Origin of the sequence: Parafrankia sp. EUN1f (assembly GCF_000177675.1) — a bacterium.
Classification (GTDB): Bacteria; Actinomycetota; Actinomycetes; order Frankiales; family Frankiaceae; genus Parafrankia.
The window spans coordinates 1-3,187 of record NZ_ADGX01000316.1 but is presented as its reverse complement, the minus strand read 5'-3'; the positions used below and the strand labels follow the sequence as shown (position 1 = coordinate 3,187).

At 74.1% G+C, this 3,187-nt stretch carries 3 protein-coding genes and 1 pseudogene; all 4 read left to right on the top strand.

Annotated elements, in window-relative coordinates:
- Nucleotides 1-419 (top strand): Nif3-like dinuclear metal center hexameric protein (locus FREUN1FDRAFT_RS38535; RefSeq protein WP_006545868.1); only part of this gene is annotated, 419 nt, incomplete at its 5' end.
- The gene (locus FREUN1FDRAFT_RS38530; RefSeq protein WP_006545867.1) at nucleotides 416-1,159 is read left to right on the top strand and encodes a zinc ribbon domain-containing protein; all 744 of its coding nucleotides are present in this window, start codon (nucleotides 416-418) and stop codon (nucleotides 1,157-1,159) included. The genes FREUN1FDRAFT_RS38535 and FREUN1FDRAFT_RS38530, both read left to right, overlap by 4 nt.
- A gap of 116 nt (nucleotides 1,160-1,275) precedes the next feature.
- The gene (locus FREUN1FDRAFT_RS38525) at nucleotides 1,276-2,412 is read left to right on the top strand and encodes a bifunctional RNase H/acid phosphatase (RefSeq protein ID WP_006545866.1); all 1,137 of its coding nucleotides are present in this window, start codon (nucleotides 1,276-1,278) and stop codon (nucleotides 2,410-2,412) included.
- A 255-nt stretch (nucleotides 2,413-2,667) separates the two neighbouring features.
- Nucleotides 2,668-3,187, top strand: a pseudogene (locus tag FREUN1FDRAFT_RS38520) (hypothetical protein); the annotation flags it as partial.

Genomic DNA, 3,187 nt, shown 5'->3' with positions numbered 1-3,187 from the left:
GCGCGGGCGGCGAGCTCGCCGCGGCGGCCGCGGCGGCCGGGGCGGACGTGCTGGTGACCGCGGACGGCCGCCACCACCACACCCTTGACGCGGTCGGGGCGCATCCCCTGGTCATCGTCGACGTCGCGCACTGGGCCAGCGAATGGCCGTGGCTCGCCGGTGCCGCCGACCGGCTGCGTGCCGGGTTGGCCGCGCGGGGACGTACCGTGAACACGGCGGTGTCCACGCTTGTCACGGATCCGTGGCGGCTGCAGGTGTCGGCGACACCCCGGCCGGACCAGTCCGAGCAGCGTGACCATCCCGAGCAGCGTGACCAGCAGGACCAGCCAGAACAGCCCGACCACGCAGATCATCTGTCCGCTCCGGTCCACGCGCCGGGTGCGCGTCCGGAAGAAGGGTTCCAGGCGAGGAGTTCATGAAGGCCGACCCAGCAACGCAGCTTCGCCTCCTCGACCTCCAGGCGCTGGACACCGCGCTTGACCGGCTCGCCGCCCGGCGCCGCGCCCTGCCGGAGCTCGCGACCATCGCCGAGCGGTCGGCGGCGTTGGACAGCGCTGAGGCGGACATCGTCCGGGTACAGACGGAGATCGCGGACATCGGGCGCGCCCAGCGGAAGCTGGAGACCGAGATCGAGCTCGTCCGCACCCGCGCGGACCGCAACCGCACCCGGGTCGACTCCGGCCAGGTCGGCAACCCGCGGGAGCTGGAGAACCTGCAGGCGGAGCTGGCCTCGCTGGCCCGGCGCCAGGGCGTCCTCGAGGACGAGGCGCTCGAGCGCATGGAGGCGGTCGAGGCGCTGGAGGTGAAGCTGGCCGAACAGGTCAGCGGGCGGGAACGTCTCGCGGGTGAGCGGCAGGCCGCCGAGGTGCGCCGCGACGAGCAGTTCGGTGAGATCGACACCGAGGCGGCGAAGCGGCGCGGTGAGCGCGACGCGCTCGCGCCGTCGCTGCCGGGCCCGCTGATCACCCTGTACGAGCGCATCCGCTCGTCGTCCGGGGGCGTCGGCGCGGCCGCGCTGGTGCGGCGGCGCTGCGAGGGGTGTCACCTGGAGCTGTCCGGCGGGGACCTGCGCGCGGTCGCCGCGGCCCCGGCCGACGAGGTGGTGCGCTGTGAGGAATGCCGCCGCATTCTGGTCCGAACGGCCGAATCGGGCCTCTAGGGCCGGATTCGTGCTCCGTCCGCTGTTCACGGCGTCGCACGGCCGGTAGAGTCTCTCCTCCCCCGTGGGGGCGGCCACATCCTCCGCGGATCCGGACGAGCGAGGGGAGTGACGGCATGAGCGCTTCGCGCAGGCTGGTCATCGAGGCCGACGGAGGTTCCCGGGGCAATCCCGGGCCTGCCGGGTACGGCGCCCTCGTCCGGGACCCCGCGACCGGCGAGGTGCTCGCGGAGCGGGCCGCCGCGATCGGGACGGCCACCAACAACGTCGCCGAGTACGAGGGCCTGCTCGCGGGGCTGCGGGCCGCCGCCGACGTCGCCCCCGACGCCGACCTCGAGGTCCGGATGGACTCCAAGCTCGTCGTCGAGCAGATGAGCGGGCGCTGGAAGGTCAAGCACCCGTCGATGCGCCCGCTCGTCACCGAGGCCTCGGGGCTTGTCTCGCGGTTCCCGAGCGTCCGGTTCGTATGGGTGCCCCGGGCCCGTAACGCCGACGCCGACCGGCTGGCCAACGAGGCGATGGACGCGGCTGCCGCGGGCCGCACCTGGGAACCCGCGATCCCGCAGTCGCCGGATCCGCTGCCGCACCAGGCGCCGACCACCAACCGCCTGTCCGGGTGGATGGCCCCGCCCGCGCCGCCGACCGTCACGGTCCTGCTCCGGCACGGCCAGACACCGCTGTCGGTGGAGAAGCGGTTCAGCGGCACGGTGGAGGCCTCGCTCACCGACACCGGGCTCCTCCAGGCCGCGGCCGCGGCCGACCGGCTGGGCGCCGAACCGTTCGACGCCGTCATCTGCTCGCCGCTCAAGCGGGCGCGCCAGACCGCCGACGCGCTCGCGCGCGACTACCTGATCGACGAGGACCTTCGCGAGACCGACTTCGGTGCCTGGGAGGGGCTGACGTTCGCCGAGGTCCGGGAGCGTTTCCCGAACGAGCTGAACGCCTGGCTGGCAGATCCGGCGGTACCGCCGCCGGGCGGTGAGAGCCTGCTGGGCACCGTCGCGCGGGTCGCCGCGGCCCGGGACCGGATCATGGCGGAGTACGCCGGCGGCCGCGTCCTGGTGGTCTCACACGTGACCCCGATCAAGGGGCTCACCCAGCTGGCGCTCGCCGCCGAACCGACCGTGCTCTACCGCCTGCACCTCGACCTGGTGTCGATCACCACGATCGACTGGTATTCCGACGGGCCCGCCGTGCTGCGCGGCTTCAACGACACCCACCACGTGGCCCGTCTCGTCGTCGAAGGTGAGTAGCGGCCTCAGGTGACCGGCTCCCCACGTGGGGAGCCGGTTGTTCTGTCGTAGCGCAAAGGTGGGTGTGTGCGGCGCCAGCGGACACGCCCACCCGCACCAGCCGCGCAACAGTCGTGTCCCGCAGTGGCACACCCGGTGACGAGCCCTCCCGGGCGGACGCAGGATCCGTGACATGTGCGGAGTGCGGGGTCCGTCGACGGCGTCACCTCGGAGGCGGTTGCCGTCCTCCGCTGTGCCACGCGGAGGACATCAACGATGGATGCCAGTTCCCGGCGCCGGCTGCTGGCCGCCGGCGCCCTGCTCCCGCTCGACCTGCTCGCCGCCGGCGAGCGCCTCGGCGTGGGCGGATGGCTGGACGCGGGTGGGCGGCTCGGTGCGGGCGACGGCGGCATGAGTCCGTCGTCGGATCTCCTCGGGCATCTGGACGGCCGCGTCGCGCGGATCACCGCCGACTACGAGCGGTCCCCGATCAACGCGACCGCCGCCCAGCTGCGTCGTCACCTGCCCGTCGTCCGCTCGCTGCTGCTGCGTGACTCCATCCCGCCGCTGACCCGGCTGCGGCTGCACCACGTGACCGGCCGGCTCGGCGCGCTCTGGGCCACCACCCGCCACGACCTCGGCGACGTCGCCGGCGCCGCCGCCGCGTTCGACGAGTCCTACGCGCACGCCGCCCAGGCCGGCGACGCCACGCTGATGTGCTGGATCCGGCTGTGGCAGTCGTCCCTGGCCCGCAAGGCCGGGCGGCTGGCGGACGCGGCCGAGCTCGCCGCCGCCG